This window comes from Alteromonas naphthalenivorans, from assembly GCF_000213655.1.
GTDB lineage: Bacteria > Pseudomonadota > Gammaproteobacteria > Enterobacterales > Alteromonadaceae > Alteromonas > Alteromonas naphthalenivorans.
This window is the reverse complement of sequence record NC_015554.1, coordinates 3266927-3284691: the sequence shown is the minus strand read 5'-3', so window position 1 is coordinate 3284691 and position 17765 is coordinate 3266927. Positions and strand designations below refer to the sequence as shown.

15 protein-coding genes and 1 other RNA gene are annotated in these 17765 nt (G+C 43.3%); 11 read left to right on the top strand and 5 right to left on the bottom strand.

Features of this window, described 5'->3' with window-relative positions; all coding sequences use genetic code 11:
• Window positions 1-80 precede the first annotated feature (80 nt).
• Complete coding sequence (locus tag AMBT_RS14310; RefSeq protein WP_013785344.1) at window positions 81-518, bottom strand: ZapG family protein; 438 nt, start codon at window positions 516-518, stop codon at window positions 81-83.
• A gap of 263 nt (window positions 519-781) precedes the next feature.
• Here AMBT_RS14310 and zapE point away from each other — a divergent pair, with 263 nt between their 5' ends.
• The 5 genes from zapE (at window position 782) to AMBT_RS14280 (ending at window position 5560) form a co-directional block, all read left to right on the top strand.
• Window positions 782-1879, top strand: a complete 1098-nt coding sequence (gene zapE, locus AMBT_RS14305) for a cell division protein ZapE (protein WP_013785343.1) — start codon at window positions 782-784, stop codon at window positions 1877-1879.
• Between the two features lie 120 nt (window positions 1880-1999).
• Window positions 2000-2722, top strand: coding sequence for a YebC/PmpR family DNA-binding transcriptional regulator (locus AMBT_RS14300; protein WP_013785342.1), 723 nt, complete (start codon window positions 2000-2002; stop codon window positions 2720-2722).
• Between the two features lie 475 nt (window positions 2723-3197).
• Window positions 3198-3899, top strand: a complete 702-nt coding sequence (locus AMBT_RS14295) for a DnaJ domain-containing protein (protein WP_013785341.1) — start codon at window positions 3198-3200, stop codon at window positions 3897-3899.
• The gene (locus AMBT_RS21975) at window positions 3874-4800 is read left to right on the top strand and encodes a hypothetical protein (RefSeq protein ID WP_158306775.1); all 927 of its coding nucleotides are present in this window, start codon (window positions 3874-3876) and stop codon (window positions 4798-4800) included. Before AMBT_RS14295 ends, AMBT_RS21975 begins: the two co-directional genes overlap by 26 nt.
• Before the next feature lie 307 nt (window positions 4801-5107).
• The gene (locus tag AMBT_RS14280; RefSeq protein WP_041452584.1) at window positions 5108-5560 is read left to right on the top strand and encodes a hypothetical protein; all 453 of its coding nucleotides are present in this window, start codon (window positions 5108-5110) and stop codon (window positions 5558-5560) included.
• Window positions 5561-5828: 268 nt separating this feature from the next.
• Here the strand turns inward: AMBT_RS14280 and AMBT_RS14275 are convergent, their stop codons facing one another.
• Window positions 5829-6731 (bottom strand): DUF2306 domain-containing protein, encoded by a 903-nt coding sequence (locus AMBT_RS14275; RefSeq protein WP_013785338.1) that lies wholly within the window; start codon window positions 6729-6731, stop codon window positions 5829-5831.
• A 124-nt stretch (window positions 6732-6855) separates the two neighbouring features.
• Between AMBT_RS14275 and AMBT_RS14265 the strand changes: the two genes are divergently transcribed.
• Both AMBT_RS14265 and AMBT_RS14260 read left to right on the top strand, forming a co-directional pair.
• Window positions 6856-8024, top strand: a protein-coding gene (locus AMBT_RS14265; RefSeq protein ID WP_085929700.1) for an IS3-like element ISAma1 family transposase whose coding sequence is annotated in 2 segments (ribosomal slippage) — window positions 6856-7105 and window positions 7105-8024 — 1170 coding nt in all. Because the reading frame shifts where the segments join, the coding sequence is not laid out codon by codon here.
• A 170-nt stretch (window positions 8025-8194) separates the two neighbouring features.
• Entirely contained in the window at window positions 8195-9394 is a 1200-nt protein-coding gene (locus AMBT_RS14260; RefSeq protein WP_013785337.1) for a helix-turn-helix domain-containing protein, read from the top strand.
• Window positions 9395-9422: 28 nt separating this feature from the next.
• Here the strand turns inward: AMBT_RS14260 and AMBT_RS14255 are convergent, their stop codons facing one another.
• Window positions 9423-9947, bottom strand: coding sequence for a DUF421 domain-containing protein (locus AMBT_RS14255; protein WP_013785336.1), 525 nt, complete (start codon window positions 9945-9947; stop codon window positions 9423-9425).
• 83 nt (window positions 9948-10030) lie between these two features.
• Window positions 10031-10459 (bottom strand): ferritin-like domain-containing protein, encoded by a 429-nt coding sequence (locus tag AMBT_RS14250; protein WP_013785335.1) that lies wholly within the window; start codon window positions 10457-10459, stop codon window positions 10031-10033.
• Window positions 10460-10753: 294 nt separating this feature from the next.
• On the opposite strand from AMBT_RS14250, the gene AMBT_RS14245 reads away from it, so the two are divergent.
• The 4 genes from AMBT_RS14245 (at window position 10754) to rnpB (ending at window position 15773) form a co-directional block, all read left to right on the top strand.
• Window positions 10754-11149, top strand: a complete 396-nt coding sequence (locus tag AMBT_RS14245; protein ID WP_148259110.1) for a hypothetical protein — start codon at window positions 10754-10756, stop codon at window positions 11147-11149.
• A gap of 69 nt (window positions 11150-11218) precedes the next feature.
• Window positions 11219-13819, top strand: a complete 2601-nt coding sequence (gene secD, locus AMBT_RS14240) for a protein translocase subunit SecD (RefSeq protein ID WP_013785333.1) — start codon at window positions 11219-11221, stop codon at window positions 13817-13819.
• A gap of 90 nt (window positions 13820-13909) precedes the next feature.
• Window positions 13910-15370, top strand: coding sequence for a potassium/proton antiporter (locus AMBT_RS14235; protein ID WP_013785332.1), 1461 nt, complete (start codon window positions 13910-13912; stop codon window positions 15368-15370).
• A gap of 53 nt (window positions 15371-15423) precedes the next feature.
• Window positions 15424-15773: RNase P RNA component class A (gene rnpB / locus AMBT_RS22060), an RNA gene on the top strand.
• 42 nt (window positions 15774-15815) lie between these two features.
• Here the strand turns inward: rnpB and AMBT_RS14225 are convergent.
• A complete protein-coding gene (locus tag AMBT_RS14225) occupies window positions 15816-17666 on the bottom strand; it encodes a putative bifunctional diguanylate cyclase/phosphodiesterase (RefSeq protein WP_232363146.1) in 1851 nt (616 codons plus the stop codon).
• Between the last annotated feature and the right edge of the window lie 99 nt (window positions 17667-17765).

Sequence of the window (17765 nt, the reverse complement as noted above, 5' to 3'; positions counted from 1 at the left end):
GCTCGCTTATACTCCTTCAGGTTATTGCGATATTGAATCATTTAACTAAAGACTCTGAAATAACTGAAAAAGTTCCTAAATTATGATTTGTCTGCGGTAGATTGCTCAGAACCGCCGACAAATAGCCCCGACCCTGAATTTGCGAAATCTTTTGGTTGGGTGTCGGAAACTTTATTCACTTTAGACTTTTCAGAACTTTTTAAATTGTTGCGAAGGTAAGACGTCGCTTGTTCACCATAGAAGGGGACTTTAGCGTCTTCATCGTCACTGCTTTGCGTGAGCAATGCTTCGTATTCTTCAATTTGTTGCTTCAGTGTTTCGCACTGACTTTCAATACCTTCAAGGCTTTGACGAGTTTGATGAATATGATGTTGAGCTTGCTGAGCTAATATCTCTTTCACTTGTTGCTCAGTTTGAGCCGCACTATTCCCGCCCGTTTTGGTTTGTACAAAACGACCTATAAAAAAGCCAATGATTAAACCCACCACTAGTAAAGCAAGAGACACTAACAGTTCCATTCTATTCTCCGAATTAACGTACTACTCACATTAAGTACACCTTGATACGTGCTACTTAATGCATTCGACCATTACTTGAATATAGCAAGAGCCGGTATGAAAAGCGCATAGAGATCGCATTAATTGTGTTTATACGAGCTATGCAAATTAACTAGGTGCGATTCTACCGTGATTTCCATTAAAATTAAGGTCATAATTGATAATTTCAAGCAGGTCGGTGCAGCCACGGCCACTATTGACATTTTGCGGGAGTGGAATAGGCGATGACGCCATGGGAAAAATATCAAGCAGATTTGACGTCGCCTGAGTTTCAGTACGATGCAGCACAAGAAAATGCAGTTAAAGAATTACAACGTTTGTTCGACGAGTTAACCCAGCCAGAGAGAAAGCATACCTGGCGGGTAAAACTTAAGTCGGCGTTTGGTAAAGGTCAAAAGAACGCAGGCATTCAAGGCATTTATTTTTATGGCGGCGTAGGCAGAGGGAAAACCTACTTGGTAGATACCTTTTACGACTGCCTGCCGTTCGAAAATAAAATGCGAGTACACTTTCACCGGTTTATGCACCGAATTCATGACGAGCTTAAGCAGCTTACAAACGCACAAGACCCATTAAAAACGATTGCTGCCAAGTTAGCGAAAGAAACCAAGGTGATTTGTTTCGATGAGTTTTTTGTATCGGACATTACCGATGCCATGATTTTAGGCACGCTAATGGAAGAACTTTTCGGTTATGGCATTGTGTTAGTGGCGACATCAAATATTGTACCGGATGACTTGTACAAAAATGGCCTTCAGCGAGCACGCTTTTTACCTGCGATCGATTTAATCAATCAGAATACGCGAGTAATAAACGTAGATAGCGGTGTGGACTATCGTCTTCGAACCCTTGAACAAGCAGAAATTTATCATTATCCATTAGATGGTGAAGCGATTAAGAATTTGCATAGCTACTTTGCTCAGTTGGCGCCTGAAGCGGGTTCTGAAAACGAAACGATCGAAGTTAATAATAGGCAAATAGACACGCTTAGAGATGCCGATGGTGTGTTAATGATAGAGTTTAATGCACTATGTGGTGGGCCGCGAAGCCAAAGCGACTATATAGAGCTAAGTCGTTGTTACCATTCGGTGCTATTGGCCAATGTGAAGGTGATGGGGCAACACAATGATGACGTGGCACGCCGCTTTATTGCCATGGTGGATGAATTTTACGAACGTCATGTAAAGCTGATTATTTCTGCCGAAGTAGCGATGGAAAATTTGTACTCAGAGGGGCTGCTAAACTTTGAATTTAGACGCTGTTTAAGTCGTTTGAGCGAAATGCAATCGCACGAATACTTAGCTACTGAGCACTTACCTTAACCAATAAAAACAGCGAGAGTGCCCGTGGCACTGTATTGTTGGGCATAAAATCGGTAGAATTTGCCCAATTTTTTCTGCTACTGATGGCAGAACTCCATTTGTAAAAAAGAGAATCTTAAGATGGGAAGAGCATTCGAAGTAAGAAAAGCCGCCATGGCCAAGACCGCTGGCGCGAAAACTAAAGTGTATTCTAAGTACGGTAAAGAAATTTACGTGTGCGCTAAAAACGGCGGCGCCGATCCAGATACTAACTTGTCGCTTCGTCGCTTAATGGAAAAAGCGAAAAAAGACCAAGTTCCTGGTCATGTTATCGATAAAGCGATTGATAAAGCAGCTGGTGGCGCAGGTGAAGACTTCCAACCAATGCGTTATGAAGGCTTTGGCCCAGGCAACTGCATGGTAATTGTGGATTGCCTTTCTGATAACGCCAACAGAACCATTACTGAAGTACGTAACTGTTTTACTAAGACTAATGCAAAGCTCGGCGCTCAAGGTGCGGTTTCGCACATGTTCGATCATCAAGCGGTATTCCAGTTTGATGGCGACGATGAAGACGCTATTTTGGAAGTCTTAATGGAAGCGGATGTTGATGTGACTGAAGTGGAAGGCGAAGACGGAAAAATTACCGTTTATGCACCGCATACTGAGTACTTCCAAGTTAAAACTGCGCTTACTGAAGCTTACCCAGATATTAGCTTTGACGCAGAAGAGATGAGCTGGATCCCGCAAACGGAATCAGAAATCAGCGAAGAAGACATGCCGATGTTTGAAAAATTCATGGACATGCTGAACGACTGCGATGACGTACAAGATGTTTACCATAACGGTATAACACCGAACTAAGTGTTCACAGTAAATAAGATGTTTAAAGAATAGCTAAAGCCCACTCTGAAGTGGGCTTTTTAATGTAAAGTGATGATCTTAATTATTTTATGGTTCATCAAATATACCTGCCTCATTGCATCCACTTAGAAAAGTTATTTTCAGAAAATTGCTATCAGAATATGGTTGGTTGCTAGCCGTATTAATTTCAGCTTGAAGCATCCCCTCAATGAGCATAACTAGGGTGTGCGGTAGAACGTGAGCTTACGGGGTTTGAACAGTTACAGTTAATGTCGGGCGATTTTGAAATAACGGTGCAGAAAAAGGGCATTAGAAACACGCCTGTGAAAAAAGTGACATTACCTATGTTTCAGTAACGGTCAAGTAAAAGACTTTTTCTTGTTCGAGAAACCCGTGAGCTTATCTTGTACAGTGTTAAATTACTGATATCTATGTTTTAATAAAGGCGAGTATTGTATAAAAGGACTTATCAATAATGCCTCAATCGGCAGATTTCCAAAAAATATTGAGAGAAAGTAAAAACCCTCTCGGTACTTCTGTTTTACTGATTCTGAGCTGGATAGCGCTCAGTGACGAAAATCTAGACAAGTCAGAACTTGAACAGTTAAATCAGATCGCCGCAGCTTCCAAAAGTGGCTCTTCGCTTGAACCTCTTTTGGACCTCATAAAAAGCCGAAATACCTATGCTATTAGGCTAGCCTCGCAAGTTATTAAACAACACTTTACTGGAGAAAAGGGAAAATTATTTCTCGAAATGGCGATTCAAATGTCTATTGCCGACGGATATCTACTCCCGTCTGAAAATCATATTTTACGTTTTCTCGCTGACCTACTTCAGATAAGTAAATTGTCACTAAGTGAAGTTTTCACTGAATATACAGGTAGGCCTCTACCTGACTATAGCGATCCTAGCTATGCGACATACTGGACTTCTAGGTCATCTGAGTCGAAGAATCAAAGTAAGTCTCACAACCTGAGCAAGGAAGACGAAGCAATGTCGATATTGGGAGTACGAAAAGGTGCATCGATGTATGAAATCAAAAAAGCCTATAGAAGGTTAGCGCAAATTCATCATCCTGATAAGTTTTCTACTCTAGGGGATGAGGCAAAAGAAGCAGCTAAGATAAATTTCCAGCGCATCAAAGATGCTTATGATTATTTGGTGGCTTATGCGTGATTTATATAAAAGACTTGGTGTTTCAGAAAGTGCATCGACCAATGAAATAAGTACTGCAATCAGGTTGTGTAATGATAGCGCTCTAAGAATTGATGCTAGTGAAGTCCTACTCAATGAAAATAGGAAGCGCTCTTACGATAAAATCCATAGAACTTTGGAAGATATCGGATCTTTGAGAGCAGAATTTTGTTTAAATAATTCCGAGCACTGGAAGGACAATATAGCTACTGATTACTCAAAAGAATCTCCTCATAAAGCTCCGTCCAATCAACCTACACCAGCTCATGAAAAGAAATACTCAGACAATTTTTTAGTCAATTTTCTAATGAAGTTATTCATGTGGTGTGTGGATTTGGTGATTCAACTTTTGAAAGGGGTACTCGCAGGCCTCTTGGAATTCGCCCTCCGCCTATTACCTCTTGCGTTAATAGTTGTGATTGCTTGGTTTTTTATAGATGCGAATGAGACTAAGAAAGTAGAAAAGCAGCCTGAAGTTGTATTTGAGCAACCAGAATTAACCTCACCTAGCAATGGAAGTGTTAGAAAGTGGACTTCAGCATCAAGCCTTGCACCATTGAGCATAGACACAAGTCCAGGCAGTGACTATCTCGTAAAACTTGTCAATGCAAATACAGGGCAAGACGTCTTAGATGTTTACGTAAAAGGTGGAAGAAACATTGAATTAAAAGTTCCACTCGGCTCCTATCACATTAAATATGCATCTGGTGAAAAGTGGTATGGCTACGAACATTTATTTGGTCCCAATACTGGTTATAGCAAAGCCGATAGTTTATTTAGGTTTGAAGACACGGGATATCAGGTAACTGGATATACTCTTACCCTGTATCGAGTGACTAACGGCAACTTAAGAACCAAAAATATCAATAAGTCACAGTTTTGATACATGGTTATTTTTGTCTCAATTAGAAGTGCTCTCTTCTTGATAAATCGCAATAGTAAATCGATTGATTGGAAGCGCAAGAAAATTTATAAGGGAATTACATGAAATTAGGAATAAAGATAGCATTCACAATATTGGTAATTTTTCAAACTACAAATCACATTTCTCTTTCTTATACTCATTGAGGTATGGGGAACAATCTATAAAAGAGATATAGACACAGGATATACTACTTACGTAGCCAATATTGGCACAGATAAGGTGGCCGTAGCTTACATAGGTGGTTACCTTTATAGACACGGCTACAATGGATACACCAGCAAAAACAGAGAGTTTACGATTTATGAGTGACTATTCAGATTTTTGTGAATCTTATGGTGGTTGTCCAAGTGATCCTGAATTTATGGATCGTTGGATTGAGGAGTATGCAAATGATAGAGATCCAATTGACTCTTTTGTATCACTCCAAGAGCAAAAAAATCTCAAGCTTCAATTTTGTAATGCAAAGGAAGAGTGGGATCAAGTAAAAGATTATGTCCGTATCTACATCGAGAATAACTGCGTAAAGCATCACGAGGTTAATGACATTATCTCAATGCAGAACGATTGGGATAAGTTTACAGAGATTCGATCTATGAACGAGCATAGTAACGGTTTTATTGTTGAAGGGATATCCAGTAAACACTTTCGCTTAGTTTGTGAAATTTTGAAAATTGCAGGTGGGGATGGCGCTTCACTCGTTAAGGATGAGAGATATTGATACAGATAGGGCATCCACGAAAAAAACTAAGACTGCTATGTAGAATGCAGTAAAAAGATTAGCTATTTTTCTTTTTGTTAAAAAACTTCGCTAAAAACACGATACTCTGAACACATTGATTTAATGGGATCGCATTAAACAACTAATTTACGATGAACACTAGATGTTCAACGATCGACTCTTTAAAAGCCCTCTATGATTGAGGGCTTTTTCGTTTGGATAGACTTGGCAAAAGTATAAATGGCTCGGACTGATTTTAAGATGAAAACTACGCGACAACGGCGGGATACCAACTCCCTAATGTTAAGCCAAAAAGACCAATAATAAACACAGCAGAGACAACAAGCAGCGTTACGCTTATTAGGTTTTTGAGTAGGGATACTCGATTGGTATTGCCAGTAGCAGTCACTTTAACCACCCAAATTAACTGCGCAATAATATGAGGGGCTACGTAAGACAGCACACTGACACTTATTACGGCAGGGCCAGTAAAGTCGGCAGTATTAATGCCAAGAGTGCCAAAAAGTGTCATCCAAGCGAATATGAATAACCTAAAAAAGAGCACGCCATTGGCGGCTAAAAACAAATGTAGCGCCCACCTTTGATGTAGCGTCACGTTAGCGTTTCTTATGGCACGAATCGCAAAGAAACTACTTACAATCACCATCACGCCTGAAAAAGCCGTTAACCCATGTAGTAAAGGATTCCCAACGGTACCCCGAGATAACAGGAGATACATGCCCGCTAGCGAGATACTGCACGCAAGGGTGACAAAAAGCCGGCCATTGTATTTGTGAAACGTTTTATAGTTACGCCTAATGGCTGGTACTAGCTGCAAGCTTCCGCCAATAATCATTACTATCGCCAATAAAACATGCGCGGCGTACATCCCATTGCCAAGTGAGTCGCCCGCAACATAGGCCGTGCTATTAAAGCGATTCCATTGAGATACTCCAACAGTCACAACTGTAAAGCCATAGCCTGCAATCAGATAACTAACAAAAAAAGCTTGTGCGATGAGCAAACAAGAAAATGCTATTTTCTGACTCGCCTCATAAAGTTTCGATGCGGCTGATAAGCTAGTGGGTGTCGCAGTAGTGGGTGTTAGTGGATCGGGAGTTGGGGGGTCAGGTTTAAGAGAAACCGGTGCTAAGGTACTTTTCGCCAACATATCTTTGCCTCTTGAATAAATGCTTTGCCCTCTAATGTCCCTCTATCGTATAGAAAATAAGGGTGACGTGCTCCAATAGATTCACACACCCAGTTAAGAGATAATTATCTCAACTGGAGTGTATATGAAAACCCGAAAAAGCTACTCGAAAGAATTCAAACTGGATGCGGTGAGTCTGGTTACAGAACAAAATTACAAGATTACTGAGGCTGCTCGCAGTCTTGGTATCAGTGCCAATATGTTAGGCCGCTGGCTTAAAGAGCAAGAATCAGAAGGGGCTCACGCATTTCGTGGCAATGGTAAGTTGACGCCCGAGCAGGAAGAAATTCGCCAACTGCGAGCAGAGAATAAGCGCCTGAAAATGGAGAAAGAGATCTTAAAAAAGGCAACGGTCTTCTTTGCCAAAGAAACCAAGTAAAATACGGTTTCATCACCCAACATAAGAAGACCTGGCCGATTAGCCTGATGTGCGAGATTCTTGGTGTCAGTCGCTGTAATTACTATAGTGCCGTGCGACGCAAGGAACACATTGAACCGGATCCGCAACATGATGAGTTAATTGAGTGGGTACAGAAAGTAGCAGATGCCAGTGACTTTACCTATGGCGTAAGACGTATGAAACGCGCGTTGAATTCGCTTGGTTATCCGGTTGGAAAACAGCGAACGAGAGCCTTGATGAAAGAAGCTGGAGTGAGCGTCAGACGACGTAGAAAATACAAAGTCACGACTAACAGCGACCATCAGCAACCTGTCTTCGATAACGTGCTGTCACGCGACTTTGATGCTCAAAAGCCAGACCAGGCGTATGTCTCTGACATTACCTACATCTGGACGCAAGAAGGCTGGCTGTATCTGGCCGTAGTGATTGACTTATTCTCACGAAAAATCGTGGGCTGGAGTATGGCATCGCGGATGAATGCCCAGCTTGTGTGTGATGCCTTAACGATGGCTTTGTGGCAACGTAAACCTAAAGTGGGCCTGATACATCATTCGGATCGCGGCTCTCAATACGCAAGCCGACAATTTAGACAGTTACTGACGCAATACAAGGTAACAGGTAGCATGAGCAGGAAAGGTGATTGTTGGGACAATGCCGTCGTAGAAAGCTTCTTCGGCACATTGAAACAAGAGCGAGTGCAGTGGCGTCACTACCAGAGTCGCCGTGCTGCCCAGCAGGATATTCTGCAATACATCACTATGTTTTATAACAGTCAGCGAATGCACTCATATCTGGATTACAAGAGTCCAAATCAATATGAGGCTGACATGGCTAACTTACAAAAAGCGGCTTAACTGGGTTGTGTGATTTTGGTTGACCACGTCAGGGCTCATTCTTCTCAAATTCGAAAAATGAATACCTTAAGTTGGGGCTTTTGACATACTCCTTAACAAAGTTCTTTTGTGCTTGGCGGTGATTCTTCTTACACTGAGGGCAGAGCTATATATTAAGGCGTAGAACCCCTGTGGCATGGCATAACGAGTTACCTTATTACCTTTTAGTGTGCTGTAGTTTGAGCACAATGCTTACTCATGCACTTAAAAAAGATAAGCAATCGGTAAACTATTTAGTTGCCATATTTAGTGCATCGCTTTGTATGATGGCCACGCAGAAATTGAGTGCTGACACCCTTGGTGTATATCAATATGTTATTGGGCTAGCAACCTGTGCGACATGCAATGTGGTTTGGTTAATTGCAAGAACGTTATTTCGAGAACACAACCCCTTAAGTCGTAGGCACTTTGCAGTCGCATTTGTGATTGCAGGATTAGTGATATTTAATCAAACGTGGCACTTAGTAGTATCGAGCGATATTCCACACCTGCTAAACCAAGCACAGATGCTTAAACTTAAACAGGGAATGAATGAAATTACGACTTTGCTTTCATCAAGCATTTTAGCGTTGTCTTTTTGGGAAGCTCTACGCGGGTTCGAGAACAAAAATACCACACAAAAGCGCCAGTCGATTGTTTTTGCCACTGCCTTTTTCCTAGGCTTATTTAATTCTTCAATATTACCTAAGTTTCTATTCACGCCCTCAGAAATTGAATATTACGCACCCTGGTTAATATGTTCTTCGGCAATGCTAATTCTTGGCGCTATTCAGTACGTGGTTCACGCGCAAAAAATGAGTGTTCGACTTAGCGGCCAAATAAAAAAACAACAACAGAATGAACCACGAAATCAAGTTAACGCTGACACAGCTAGTCAATCATTAAATGGCGGCATGTCTGATTCTTCTTGTCTCACTAGCACTTGCAGTGAGGGCGGTGCAATACAACAAGATGAAGCCATTGATATGTCTATAGTGAAAGGAATAAATAGGTTAATTCATCAAGAACAAATATTCCTGCAGCCAAACTTAAAAATTGCTCATTTAGCGCAAGCGTTGAACACGTCGGAATACAAAGTAAGCAAGGTCATCAGAGGCTATTTTGCTACTGCCAACTTCAACCTTTTCGTAAATCAGTTCAGGGTAAAACACGCTAAGCAATTATTACGAAGCAACGAATGCCAGCAATGGAGCATTTTGGTAATAGTATTGGAGAGTGGGTTCTCGTCCTTAGCAACATTCAATCGGGTGTTTAAAGCTATTTCAGGGCAAATGCCAAATGAATATAGAAAGCAGGGAAGCACAATGAATTGTAGTGTGCCAATCCTATAAAAACAGCAGTTCAGATTTACACTAAGAATCATCGATGACCAATAGTTTTAGTGCCTTCTAGCATGTCATCTGCACAATGGTTGCCGTGAAGCACAGAAATGTCGCCGGTGGTTTCCAGTACTACCGCTCTCACTTGCTGCATGTTAAGCACGTTCGCCTCTCGAAGCTTTGCCATGAGATCGCTACGGGCGACCCGCGTTTCGGCTAGCGCAGAATCGATAATTTCACCGTCGCGCATCAATATAACAGGGGTATTCTGCATAAGTGCTTCAATTTTATCGGAACGTCTGCGCAATCGGGCAGTGACGAACTGCACTAAGAACAATGCTGCCATAGCAATCATTGCCTGAAAAAACGCGCTCCAACTATTAGTTTGAGACGCACTTGCTAGCAATGAACCTACTGCTACTGTCATCACAAAATCAAAATTGGTCATTTTAGAAAAGGAACGCAACCCATTCACGCGTACCAGCAGCACCACCCAGAACATCCCCATGGTGGTTAACAGTAAGCCTTTTAGCAGTAAATCTAGGGTAGGGATGGCGCTAAACATGATGTATTCCTTCACGTGGCTGTTGACAACGAAAAGGGTCAGTGTGCTTTTAGGTTTAACTTACACTGACCCCATTAATTTATTTATTCGCGTTTCGCCGCTTCAGAAAACCAATGCTTGTGACGCTTTTCATCGGCCCAATGCCCTTCAATTGCGACTCGCTCTGCTGCAGAAAAGCCATCATGATCTAAGGCTTTTTCATAAGCTTTGGTGGTAACTTCTTCGTTCACTACCATCGCTTTTAAGATAGCTTTGTCATTAATAAGCCCAGCTATCACCACTTTGCCTTTGGTTAGCACTTTCTTAAAGTCAGCCTCGGTAACTTTATCTTCACCTCTTTGAACCAACATGGTGTTAAGAGCGTCGATATGAGCTTTATGATCGTCTCTGAACGTGGCGATAGTGTCTTTAAGACTTGCATCTTCAATACGTTCAAGAGAGGCCTCATAAGCCGCTAGGGCGTCAAAATCCAAATGACATAATTCTGATAAGACTGTTGATGTTGATGACATGAAATTCTCCTTGTTCTGCCTGTTGAGATAATTTGTACCGAAGTAGTCGCCAAAGAGATTAATATTTTTTAACTTGTCTAGAGGAGATTTTTGTATGGATCAAGGTTGGTCGACTTCATTTGCACATTTTTGTCGAGGGATGATGAGGGCTCGTATTATCGGCTGGGAATTTTCCTATTAAGTAAAACTGCCCCCCATTATTTATGCCCGTTATTTGCTTTTCACTATTTCGTACCCATATACAGCGCAACGGAATAATAGAAAGTTATCACTACCGCCCTTATGCATCGTTTTATGCCTGAACGTCACAATGACGATCATTCACCTTCTCAGAAAAACTACGCGTCTTCAGTTTACGCGTGGGTATTTTCTATTGTGGTGTCGGTGCTTGTGTTCAGCGCGCCATTTTCAGCCTATTGTGCAAACGATACCGCATCTTTTAATGAGCAAACCCCGCAGATATCCTTTTCCGACTTCGGCCTTTCTGTTGCTACACGCTTTGGGTTTGCCCAGCACAGTCAACAGCAAGATGCCGATTTAGATAATTCAGATGAACATCTACTTCTCTTTGGATATCAAAATCATTTAGCTCTCGTCGATTTCTCGAATGCTATCTTTAGCAGTCCCTTTGAATATATTGCCTTTTATTGGAAGGGCATATCGAATCGCGGCCCACCTTCTTCCCTGTAATACCTTACTGATATCACGCGCTGCACTTGCAGTGCTTCTCATTTTTTAAAGGTTTATTGCAGGATTTTTATGACACGATTTTCATTTCGTGGCCTAGTGTATGCGCTGGTTATTTTACTAGGCTTACTTAGCGCCGCCCCCAATATGTTGCCCGATTCACTTAAGCAGCATGTACCGCAGTGGTACAGCCAACACACGCTTTCGCTTGGTTTAGATTTACAAGGTGGCTCACATTTATTATTAGAAGCCGATACTGATGCGTTGTTTGCTCGGCAGTTAGATACCTACTCCTCTGCGCTTTTTAGTGACTTAAGAGAGCAAAACATTCGCTATGTTAAACATACTTCCAAACACGCGTTGGCAGTCCAATTTACGCTTTCGAACCCAGATGACCTCTACAAAGTTAAACAGCGGGCAAAGGAAGTGTCGCTGCAATCTGATGGTAGTAGCGCGCTACTTATAACGAAGCAGGGCATAACGCAGCAGGGCACTGCTCCAAAAGGTATTAGCCAAAAAGGGAATGTGATTGACCTTACCCTTACTGAGAAGTATCAAGCAGCGGTAGTAAAAGATGCCATTAATCGCAGCCTTGAAGTGGTTCGCAAGCGACTTGACGAGACTGGCCTCACAGAGCCAAGTGTAACCCGCCAAGGTAGCGATGCTATTTTAGTGCAAATGCCCGGTATTTCAGACCCAGCAAGTGTAAAAGCCTTACTCGGTACTACAGCGCAAATGCGTTTTCACTGGCAAACGCAGGTGAAAAATAGCGAGAGCTTTACTCGGGCTGACATTAACGGCAGGCAGTACTTACTTGAAAAGCATGTTGCGCTAGAAGGTGAACATATTACCGACGCAGCAGCAGTGTTTAGCCCTGAAACCAGCCAACCCGTGGTGACGTTTCGTTTAGATAACGATGGCGCTCGACAATTCGCTACCATGACTAAAAACAATATTGGTCGCGTGCTAGCGGTAGTGCTAGATGACACGGTCGTCACGGCGCCGGTTATCAATAGCGTTATTCCTGGGGGCAGAGGCGAGATTACCGGTAGCTTTACCATGAGCGAAGCGCAGGACGTGGCACTGATGCTACGTACAGGCGCATTACCTGTACCGCTGCATATTATTGAAGAGCGCACTGTAGGGCCGGATTTAGGTAGCGATGCTATTGAAACCGGCGTAAAAAGTGGCATTGCGGGGGCGCTGGGCGTTTTAGTCTTTATGGTGGGTATTTACGGTCGCTGGGGCGCAATTGCGAGTGTTGCGCTTACGGTGAATATGGCGCTGGTATTTGGTGTGCTTACGTTGTTTGGCGCCACACTTACTCTGCCTGGTATTGCTGGGCTGATACTCACTATGGGCATGGCGGTAGATGCAAATATCCTCATTAACGAACGTATTCGTGAGGAAACGAAAAAAGGCAGGCCAGCAGGTAGTGCCCTGAAAATTGGTTTTGATAAGGCGTTTGGTACTATTGTTGATTCAAACTTCACAACCCTTATTGCCGTTAGCTTATTGTTTGTTTTTGGTAGTGGACCAGTGAAAGGTTTTGCCGTCACTATTGCAATAGGCTTGATAACTTCACTGTTTACTTCGGTGGCGCTTACTAAGTTGCTTATGCAGCGAGCAACAAGAAAGCATCAAAGAGAGCCAATCAATTTATCTTCGCCATTGTTAACCATGGCGGATAAATTAGGGCCGTTTAACTTTCTAAAATCTAAAAAGATAGCTTTGAGTGTTTCACTGATATTAACCCTGTGTTCCATGGCGTTCTTCTTTAAACCTGGCTTGCAATACGGGGTAGACTTCACCGGCGGTACCATGATGGAAATTTCTGCGCCTCAACTTTCTACTGAACAATTGCGCACAGTGCTAAAACAACACCATTTTGAAGACATTGCTATTCAAGAATATGGCGCCGAAAATCAGTACTTATTGCGTGCGCCCGTATCAGAACAATCGAACACTGTACCTATTGCAGAAGCTAATGCCGGATCCAGTACCGTAGCCACGCAAGGTAGTAATATCGAAGCGCTAAAACAGGTGATACAAGACGCCGACAGTACCGTGATATTCAACAAGGTTGATGTTGTAGGCCCGAAAGTAAGTGATGGCTTTGCCGACTTGTCTATTCTAGCTTTGCTTATTGCTGGTGGTGGAATGTTGGCCTATTTGTGGTTTCAGTTTGAAGCGCATTTTGCTACCGCCGCCTTACTTACCGTGCTACTTGATTTAACTAAAACCATTGGGTTTATTGCCTTAACCGGTATTGAATTTAATCTTACCGCAGTGGCCGCGCTACTGGCCTTAATAGGATACTCAATTAACGATAAAGTGGTAGTGTTAGACCGCGTAAGAGAGTTGCTGCGCATTAGTCCAGAGCGTTCCCTGGCCGATATTATCAACGAAGCGGTAAATAGCACGCTAAGCAGAACGGTATTTACCTCGCTAACCACACTGCTTGCTTTGCTACCGATGGCGCTAGTAGGGGGAGATGCAGTTAGCAGTTTTGCCGTACCCATGGTATTTGCAGTGGTTATTGGCACCTCATCGACCTTGTTTATTACTTCATCGTTACTTCACATGCTGGGTAAACGTAGAGAGCAAAAAGGGAAGGCTCAACTTCGTCCTACTTCTGAGGAGGTGAAAGCGTCGCTGGCACATATACCTTAACCGCTCAAATCGAAATTGGTGGAGCGGTGAAATACCGCTTTACTCATTTCATCTGTATACTGTTATTACTAAGTTAAAGGGAGATAACGTGTGTTTGCTGTAGACCAAATCATTCTACTCAGTGCTTTGTTAGCGATATTTGGCGTGTTGGTCAGCAAACTGTCCCCCCGTTTTGGCGTGCCGGTATTGGTCCTCTTTTTAGGTGTGGGCATGCTGGCCGGTGAAGATGGTATCGGTCGCATTTCTTTTGATAATGCCGATGCTGCCCATTCCATTGGTACCTTTGCACTTATACTTATCCTGTTCGATGGCGGCCTTCAAACTTCAAAGAAGTCTATAAAACGGGCGTGGAAACCCGCCGCATTACTGGCATCATTTGGTGTGGTAGGTACAGCCGCCATAACGGGCGTGGCAGCTATGTATATTTTAGATTTGCCGCTCTATCTTGGTCTGCTTCTTGGCGCAATCGTAGGGTCTACTGACGCCGCAGCTGTCTTCTCTGTAATGCGCAATGCGGGCATTACTATCCCCTCTAGGATAAAAGCGACGTTAGAGCTTGAGAGCGCATCAAACGATCCTATGGCTATTTTTCTCACAATCGGACTAATTACCCTAATTCAAGACAGCAGTACTAAGGCAACAGAGTTAGCCATATTGTTTGTTAGTCAAATGGGCGTGGGAGCCATTACAGGTGCTGTGGTAGGTGGCCTAGCGGTTGCGCTGTTTAGGCGCGTAACGCTTATGGCGATTGGTTTGTATCCAGTGTTTGTTATGTTATTCGGGGTTTTGGCCTTTGGTTTAGCCTCGAATTTAAATGGTAGCGGATTTTTGGCGACTTTTATTACCGGCGTAATTGTGGGTAATAGCCGATTTTCCTATCAACGAAATACCTTTGTATTCATTGATGGCTTGGCTTGGTTAAGCCAAATAGCGATGTTCGTTATTTTGGGCTTGTTGGTTACCCCTTCTGAGCTTCTACATACTTGGAAAGAAGGCTTATTGATTGCGGTAGTACTTATTTTTGTGGCCCGGCCGCTCGTGGCAATGCCTTTGTTATTGCTCAGTCGGTTCTCATTTAAAGCTTCAGTGCTTATTTCTTGGGTAGGACTTCGTGGGTCTGTGCCTATTATTCTGGCAATTTTTCCACTCATTTTTGAATTACCCAGCGCCGAGCTTATTTTTAACGTGGTGTTCTTCATTGTGATGATTTCAGCCTTACTGCAAGGGGCAAGTTTACCCTTTGCCGCGCGCAAATTGAGGTTGGTGCTAGAAAACCCCAGAGGCGAATCGAACACGCTAGAAATTGTTAAAGTGGCTAAAGACAAACGGGAGCTCATTGAAATAGTACTTCACGCTAGGTCAATTTCCACCGGGAAATATATTTCAGAGTTGGGGTTACCCGAAGATACCGTTGTGGCGTTAGTCGCCCGTGGTGAAAGTACGCTTATCCCCAAAGGAAGCACAGTATTACGAGCAGAAGATCAGGTTTTTGTCATAACAAAACTACTTGATAAGAACACGGTTGAAACATGCTTTTATGGTGATACCTAAAAGCTCACATGTGGTTGTCGCTATATGAGGCATCTTCATGTAGAATGCGCCGCGGAGTTGGCCAGGCAATCGCCGCTTTCGTAAGAAAGGGGAGGAAAGTCCGGGCTCCAAAGGGCAGGGTGCCAGATAACGTCTGGGCGGCGCGAGCCGACGACAAGTGCAGCAGAGAGAAGACCGCCTAAGCCAGTAATGGCCGGTAAGGCTGAAAGGGTGCGGTAAGAGCGCACCGCACACCTGGTAACAGGTTGTGGCAAGGTAAACTCCACCCGGAGCAAGACCAAATAGGATCCCTTAACGTGTGGCCCGCATGGGGATCGGGTAGGTTGCTTGAATCAGTGAGTAATTGCTGATCTAGAGGAATGGTTGCCCACGACAGAACCCGGCTTATCGGCCAACTCCACCTTTCTTTTGAGTAAGTGAAGCGTCTGCTTCACTTGCCATTTCATCATTCGCTCAATAATTTAACTAAGTTGTCCCAAGGCAGCGGGCGAGATAAATAGTATCCCTGCGCCCAATCACAACCGTTTTCCCGTAGATAATTCATCTGAGCTTCGGTTTCAACGCCTTCGGCAATGACGCGAAGGTCATATAGCTTAGCCAAGCTTTGAATAACCATCACCATCTTGCTGCGTGCTTCTCGTTCTGAAAAAAGATCATTAACAAATGAGCGGTCAATTTTAAGACAGTCAGCTGGGTAATGTATCAGTTGACTAAAAGCGGTGTAGCCTGTTCCAAAGTCATCCAATGCTAAAGATACTCCTAGCTCATTTAGTGCTTTTAGCGTTGCTAAGCCAATTGCGTCATCAGCCACAAATGCGGTTTCAGTGATTTCAAGCTCTACACTATCAGGGGTAATCTTATAGCGTTCCAATAGGTCCTTAAGCTGTACGGGAAAGGCTTCATTGTGCAGCTCTACTCCAGAGATATTTATACACATCTGTCCCTTAAAGTGATGTTTTTGTTGCAAGATAACTAGCGCCTGCAAGGCATTGTCCAGCACCCATAAATCAATTTCTTTGATATAGCCGGTAGCTTCCGCAACCGGTATAAAGTGGTCTGGGCCAAACCCTTCTAGTTCAGGGCTTTGACAGCGAAGCAGTACTTCTACGGCTGCGATGGTGTTGTCTTTACAGTCGAATATAGGCATATAAACCAAAGAGAAATGCTCTTCACTTAACGCCTGTCGTAACCCTCTTTCAATCTGTTGTCGTTGGTGCATTGTATCGGCAATTTTCTGAGTGAAAAACCTAAAGCAATTACGGCCGTTGTCTTTGGCGTCATACATAGCCGCATCTGCATGATGAAGTAACATAGAGGGCTCGGTAGCGTCATCGGGATACACGGCAATGCCAATACTGGCATAAATCATATGCGTCACGTCATCGACTTCGAAACCACCATCGAAGATATTCAGTATGCGTGTTGCGACAACACTGGCATCGAGCGGCTCTTTAATGTTAGGAAGTAGCACAACAAACTCATCGCCAGCGAGTCTTGCCAAACTTTCTGCTTCTGGCTTCAACAGTTGGTCGGTGGGACGTATTTCTTCCCAAAGCCGTTCACTGAATTCAAGCAATAGTCGGTCGCCTGCTTCATGGCCGTATTGGTCATTAACTTGCTTAAAGTTGTCTAGGTCAATATACAGTAAGCCAATGCGTTGTTTATCTTTCCCTGCTCGGGCTAGCAGGCGTTCTAGATTAGTTTTGAAGCTCCAGCGATTGGGAAGGCCGGTCAGCGTATCGTAAAAAGCCATCTGCCGGATATCATCAGCATGAAGTTGCATAATCGTTTGATAGGCTTGTTCTTCAGATCGCAAGGCGGCTAGACAGATAGAATTTAGTGCCAGCATCGTTAGAATGAAGCGAACTGCCTCAACGAATGAATAGCTAGCGATCATTAAAGTTGAAAGGGGCGTAAACAGCAGCAGTCCACTGGCAATATTGAAAGCCCCAAACCAAAACACCGCAGGCCAAAAACGATTGATGAAAAGGTTGATGGCCCCAATTGGGTAAACCCACAGTACTCCAGTATTATCCTTACCACCTGTAATTATTAAGCTCATTGATAAGAAGAAAAGAATACCACTTAGGATCGTAGCAGCGCGCTCAATATTACCTGTACGTTTTAAGAGATAAAGGTTTAGCAGGCCGACCAGAGCGTTAACGATTAATATGGTGCCTAAGACATATGCGCCGTCGACGACGCTAAAAATCCCTAACGCAAATAGGAAAAGTACCCCTAATATAGTTAAAATCTGACAGAGCCTATAGCGTCGACGGTATCTTACTGCCAACATGTCTTATTGGCCGGTTGTAATTTCACGGGTGTGCGTCATGTTTACCAAGGGTTCTTTTAGTCATGATATTAAGCCATTGCTGCTTAACGGTATTTACTA